The sequence below is a fragment of the Massilia genomosp. 1 genome (assembly GCF_011682185.1).
Taxonomy (GTDB): domain Bacteria; phylum Pseudomonadota; class Gammaproteobacteria; order Burkholderiales; family Burkholderiaceae_D; genus Telluria_A; species Telluria_A rubra.
Genome location: NZ_WHJF01000184.1, coordinates 1 through 6,024 on the forward strand (window position 1 = coordinate 1; position 6,024 = coordinate 6,024).

Genomic DNA, 6,024 nt, shown 5'->3' on the forward strand with positions numbered 1-6,024 from the left:
GCTTCGCGCCGCCCGCCCTTGACCCTGCTCCGGACCGGACATCGACAAGCGCCGCAAGGCGCAGACATTCACAGCGGTAGCCGATATGGTAGCCGAAGTCAACTTCCACTCAAAACGGCATTGGGCCCGTAGTGGCCGAGCCGGCCGGTGGACGGAAGGGGCATGCGAGATTGTCCTTGTTAGTGGCGGCCACTAATATGGCCGGCTTTAATAGTAGTTGGCACTATTTAAATTTTACTCGAAATTTTTAATAAAAGCGGATCGACATCGACGGGAAATATCCTACATGCGATTCGTCAAAGAAGTTAAGCGCGCATTGTGTGTACCCAGCTCCTGATCATGGCAGCTCAAGCTGCAGATCGCCAAGTTGCGGCGTATGCAGTCCGGCCGCAAGTCGGAAAAGCTGGACCACCAGATCGCGCCATTGGGCCTGTAGCTGGAAGACCCGCAGGGCGATGAGGCCGAGGCGGCGAGCGAGATGCCGGCCGCCGACCAGGCGCCGCGCAAGAAGTCGGTGCGCCGGCCTTTGCCCGAGCATCTGCCGCGTGACGGGAAGGTGTATGCGCCAACGGCCGACGCCTGCCCGGTCCGCAGTGGCGGCCTGCGGCCGCTGGACGAGGATGCGCCGATCCCGGCGCTGGTGCCGGGTAACGGAGAGAGCAAGACCGCTCGCCTGTGAGGCTATGTGCGCGACGGCCGCTTAGAGGAATTACGATCATGCAATCATGCCCACCAGATTGGCGCTTACCGCCCGATATCTATACCGTCGTTCGCATGATCGCTCGCGTCGGAGGATTCCTTGCTCGAAAATGCGCCGGGAAACGCCTTGAGTAGTTTCGATAGCATGAAGAACCTCCAATCAGAACACAGGCACATCGCTCATGTACCGATTGGACCTGCGCGCACCACGGTTAGTTCAAGCTATCGTCGTCATGCCGCATCGGCGTGCGGGCCGAACAAGTCACGCCCGGCGCTGTCGCAGCCGGCCTGCATGCGCGCCTGTTCCTCCAGTAGCAAGGCGATCTGCGCCGGCGGTACCGGACGGCTGAACAGGTAGCCCTGCATCTCGTCGCAGTCGTTATCGCGCAGGAAGGTACACTGCTGCTCGGTCTCGACGCCTTCGGCGATCACGCGCAGCTTGAGCATGTGCCCGAGCGAGATCACCGCCTTGGCGATGGCCTGGTCGTCGGGATTGTCGGCCAGTTCGCGCACGAAGGACTTGTCGATCTTCAGGGTGCTGATGGGGAAGGACTTGAGCGCCGACAGGCTCGAATAGCCGGTCCCGAAGTCGTCGATCGACAGCGAAATGCCCATCGCCTTCAACTCGCGCATCTTCTCGACCGATTGCGACAGGTCGCGCATGATCAGGCTTTCGGTCACTTCGAGCTCCAGCGCGCTTGGTGGCAGGGCGCTCTCGCGCAGGGCCGCGGCGACCCGTTCGACCAGGCGCTTTTCTTCGAACTGGCGCGGCGAGACATTGACCGACATCGTCACCGGGCCCAGGCCCGCATCCTGCCACGCCTTGTTCTGGCGGCAGGCCGTGTGCAGCACCCAGTCGCCGATCGCGACAATCAGCCCGCTTTCTTCGGCCAGTCCGATAAAGCGCATCGGCGAGACCACGCCATGCTCGGGATGCTCCCAGCGGATCAACGCTTCGACGCCGAAAATGAGGCCGCTGCGCAGGTCCACCTTGGGCTGGTACAGCAGGTGGAACTGGCCGTCCTCGAGGGCGCCGCGCAAGCCTTCGAGCAGCACCAGTTTTTCTTCCACGCTGGCGTTCATCTCGCGCGTGTAGAACTGGAAGTTGTTGTTGCCCATCTCCTTGGCGCGGTACATGGCGGCGTCGGCGTTCATCATCAGGGTGTTCGGCTCGGCCCCGTCGCGCGGGTACATCACCACCCCCATGCTGCAGCTGACCTGCACTTCCTGGCCGCCCAGCAGGATCGGTTCGGTAACGGCCTGGCGTATCTTTTCCAGCACCGGCGCGACCGCCATCGGGTTGTCCGGCTGGTCGGGCAGGATGATGATGAATTCGTCGCCGCCGAAGCGCCCCAGCGTGTCTTCACGCCGCACGCAGGCCGCCATGCGCGTGCCGACCACCTTGAGCAGTTCGTCGCCGGCGTTGTGACCGAGGCCGTCGTTGACCAGCTTGAAGCCATCGAGGTCGATGAAGGCCACCGCCACGCAGCGGTTGCGGCGCTGCGCCTGGACGATGGCCTGGTCCAGGCGGTCGCGGATCAGGCTGCGGTTGGGCAGGCCGGTCAGCTCGTCGTGGTGCGCCATGTGGCGGATGCGTTCCTCGGCCACCTTGCGCTCGGTGATGTCGCGCACGATCGCCACCACGCCGTCTTCGACCGCCACCACCTGGCGGTGCAGCCAGCAGGTGCGCGCGCCGCTCAATTCGGCCAGCCATTCGGCTTCATGCACGCCGCCGTCCAGGGTGACCTTGATCAGGTCTTCGAAGATGCCGTTGTCGCGAAAAGCCGGCAGCATGGCCGACAGGCGCATGCCGCGCAGGGCCGGCTTGTCCATGCCGGCCAGCGTTTCGGCGCGCGTGTTGGTCGTCTCGATCACGAAGTCGCTGATCGCGCCACTGTCGTCGACCATGCTGCGCATGACGAAAAACGCATCCAGGCTCGCTTCCGACGCGGCGGCGTAGGTTTCCTGGGCGCGCCGGATGCGGCGCCGGGTGCGCGTGAGCTGCCACGACCAGACGCACACCAGGGTGACGATGACGACCAGCAGGGCGCTGCCGCTGCCGGCCACCCACAGGTAGTTGCGGCGCTGCTGCTCGAAAGCGGCCATCGACTCGTGTTCGGACAGGCCGACCAGCGCGGTCAGCGGAAAACCGTGCAGGCGGCGCACGCTGGTGTAGCGGCGCACGCCGTCCCAGCTGCTGGCCACCGCCTGGCCGGCGCCGGCCTCGCGCGCGAAGCGCGGCGCGGCCTGGCCCCAGACCACCTTGTCGCCGATGCGCAGGGCGCGGAAAACGCCGTCGGCGCCATACAGCCCGAGCGCGCCCGACTCGCCCAGGCGCGAGCGCTCGTAGCCGCTGGTGAAGTAGGCCGGGTCGACTTCGACGATGACCACGCCGGCGAAGCTGCCATCCTTGTCGCTCAGGCGCCGCGTGAAGTGCAGGTGCCAGTCGGGATTGGCGTCGTCGCGCAGGGTCTGGCTGACGTAGGGCGTGCTGGTATCGCTGTCGCGGTGGAAGCCGAAGTAGCCCTGGCGCGACACGTCGATCGTGCGCGCCGGTGGATTGCTGGCCACCAGCATGCCGTCGCGGTCGGCGATGCTGACCACGAACACCAGGCCCGAAGGCAGCAAGCCTTGCTGGTTCAGGGCGGGCAGGGCGCCGGCCGTGCCTTTCAGTTCGACCGCGTACTTGAGCACTTTCAGGGTCTGGTCGATGCTGCCCAGGTTGCGCTGCATCTGCGCTTCGTAGGTGTCGATCAGTTCCTGGCTCGACTCGCGCGCGGCGCTTTGCGCGGCGGTGCGCTCGATGCCGATGAAGTGGTCGGTGGCCATCCAGATCATCGCCAGCAGCAGCATGGCGAACAGCGGCAGCGAGATGTGGGTTTCCTGCGCCAGCCCGAGCAGGCGCGTGAGGCGGGCGCGCGTGCCGTTCATGCTCAGCGCACCACCAGCACGGCCTTGACGCTCGGGTCGAGCGCGGCCTTGTCGATGTAGCCGATCAGGGCCGGATTGTCGGCCACCATGCGCCGCACGGCGGCGCTGTCGCCGGCTTCCTGGGGCGGCTGGCCGCGTCCCGTGAAGATCATCTTGGTCCAGTAAGCCTTGAGCAGGGCCGGCGTCTTGGCGGCCACGCGCGCATAGAATTCGTCGCGCAGCTGGGAGCCGATGCGCTGGTCGAGCGCCACCGCTTCGGCGCCGTCGGGAAAGGTGCCGACCTGGCCGAGGAAGATGTCGGCCACCTGGTCGGCGCGCAGGCTGGCGACCGGGCTTTTGGCCGAGACGATCACCACCAGTTCGGCGCCGGCGGCGGGCAGCGATGACGCAGACAATGCCGCCGCCAGGGCGCAGGCGGCCAGCACGCGTCGAAGTGAGTTGGGGGTCATGGCGCCGTCCTCAGAAGACGAAGTCGAGCACCGCGCTCGCGAGGTTCACGCGCGGGTGTACGCCAAAGCCCGGCTGCACGTTGAACAGGGTGCCGCGCGAATGCTGGCCCGGGCGCACCCGGTCGTACTGGAGCTTGAGGGCGATATTGTGGCGCACATCCCAGCGCATCCCGGCGCTGACGGTGTTCTGGACCGGCACGCTCTTGAGCAGGTAGTTCAGGCCTTCATTGAGCTGGCCGGCCGGCACCGCCAGCTGCGGCGGCAAGCCGTCCAGCGGCAGGCCGGGGTCGCGCGTGGGACTCTTGGCCTTGGCGCCGGCGAACGCGATATACGGCGTGAAGGCGCCGAAGCGGTAGCCTGCGCTGGAATATACCGTGACCGACTTGCCGAAAAAGGAATGGGTGGTGAAGCGCCCGATTTCGCCCATGACGAACCAGTTGCCGGGATCGTAAGTGGCGCCGACGGTCAGGGCGTTGAAGCGCTTGCGCTCGACTTCATACTGGCGCGCCAGGTCTTCGCCGCGCGGGCCGAACTGGCGCAGGCCGTCGAACAGATAGCCGGCCAGGTTGATCGTCACCTCGCTGCTGAAGGCGCTGATGCGCCCGCTCAGGGCGCCGTGTTCGGCGGTGGTCGAGACGCCGGTCAGTTTGCGCGCCTTGACACTGTTATCGTCGAGCAGTTGCAGGGTGGTGCCGCCGGCGAATGCCTGGCTGACGAATTTGACGTCGCCGGCGCGCCAGCGGTAGCTGACGTCGACCCCGTCGCTGTTGCTGATCGGGATGGCACCGTACACCTCCACCGGCGTGCGCGCCCACGGGTAGGCATAGCCGATCTTGCGGTAGTCGGCCGCCAGGAAGATCGGCAGGCCGATGCGCCCGAGCCGCAGCGACAAGTCCGGCGTGGCCTGGTATTTGACATTGGCCCATTCGACGATGGGGCGATAGCTTTGGTCGAGCCGCTGTTCGGCGATCACCTGCACCACGCCCGACCACTGCTTGTTGACGGTCACGCCGAGCTGCGCGCCGAGGCGGCTGTCCACATGCGCACTCCAGGCGTCGGTGTAGCCGGCCCCGGTGGCCTTGAGGACGCTGGAGGAAAAATCGGCGTGGCGGTTGTCGGAGTAGGTCACGCCGGCCGTGCCGAAACCGCCGAAGGTCCAGGCCAGGCCGTCGCGATCGGCCGCGCGCGCGCCGCCGCCGGCCAGCAGCAGGGCGGCCAAGGTGCAGGCGCGCGTGACGACAGGGGCAGTGCGGGAAGCAAGCTTGGTCATAAATAGAGAGTCCGGTGAAGCATGCCGCGCGCAGGCGCAGCACGTCGGTGCGCGTGGCTCGGGCCAGGTGCGGGAATGTTGTTTTTCAGGCTGGCGGGAATAGGGCCGGCGCGGGGTTCAGCTTCGACTTTATAGGGCAGGGTGGCGCTTGTCGATAATTTTTGTCCCGGACGCAGTCATCTTGATAACTTGTGCTGCGGAAATGCAACATTTGGAGGGATTCTTGTGGTGCGGGGGGAGGGTAGCCTGGCGTGCGATACCGAAACGGTGATCGCGCGGCGCGAAAAATTCATTGGTCCGCGCGGCGCGCCGGGCCTACCCTCCGTTGGCAGGACAAGCACAACCATAACGGAGACCCCATGTCAAAACCACTCATCGCGGCGCTGGCCCTGGCCATGTGCGTCGCCCCGGCGTCGGCCATCGAACTGGCCGGCGTCAAGAACGCGCACGACCCCGGCACCATCACCAAGGACGGCGACACCTACTTCAACTTCACCACGGGCGAGAAAGGTATCTGGCACTCGAGCTCGAAAGACCTGCTCACCTGGTCGGAAATTTGCAAGCTAGTTGTCGCCTAAATACGATTTTTACGCTGCTTTTTTGAGTGCTTGATTTTTCTCCTTTTTGGTGACGGCTTCCGTGACACTTTTTTCGGGATTGAGGTGTACCGTCGTC

General features: G+C 65.4%; 4 protein-coding genes and 1 pseudogene. 2 read left to right on the forward strand and 3 right to left on the reverse strand.

Going from position 1 to position 6,024, the window contains the following annotated elements; genetic code table 11:
* Positions 1–352 precede the first annotated feature (352 nt).
* A pseudogene (locus F1735_RS32155) lies at positions 353–679 on the forward strand (transposase domain-containing protein).
* A 251-nt stretch (positions 680–930) separates the two neighbouring features.
* On the opposite strand, the gene F1735_RS32160 reads toward F1735_RS32155, so the two are convergent.
* From F1735_RS32160 to F1735_RS32170, 3 genes are read right to left on the reverse strand one after another with little or no spacing between them, the layout of a single operon-like run.
* Complete coding sequence (locus tag F1735_RS32160) at positions 931–3,630, reverse strand: bifunctional diguanylate cyclase/phosphodiesterase (RefSeq protein WP_167240909.1); 2,700 nt, start codon at positions 3,628–3,630, stop codon at positions 931–933.
* Positions 3,631–3,632: 2 nt separating this feature from the next.
* Complete coding sequence (locus F1735_RS32165) at positions 3,633–4,079, reverse strand: phosphate ABC transporter substrate-binding protein (RefSeq protein WP_167240911.1); 447 nt, start codon at positions 4,077–4,079, stop codon at positions 3,633–3,635.
* A gap of 10 nt (positions 4,080–4,089) precedes the next feature.
* Positions 4,090–5,349: a hypothetical protein gene (locus F1735_RS32170; protein ID WP_167240913.1), complete on the reverse strand. Its 1,260-nt coding sequence runs from the start codon at positions 5,347–5,349 to the stop codon at positions 4,090–4,092.
* A gap of 359 nt (positions 5,350–5,708) precedes the next feature.
* Here F1735_RS32170 and F1735_RS32175 point away from each other — a divergent pair, with 359 nt between their 5' ends.
* Complete coding sequence (locus F1735_RS32175; protein WP_167240915.1) at positions 5,709–5,927, forward strand: arabinan endo-1,5-alpha-L-arabinosidase; 219 nt, start codon at positions 5,709–5,711, stop codon at positions 5,925–5,927.
* Positions 5,928–6,024: the final 97 nt, after the last annotated feature.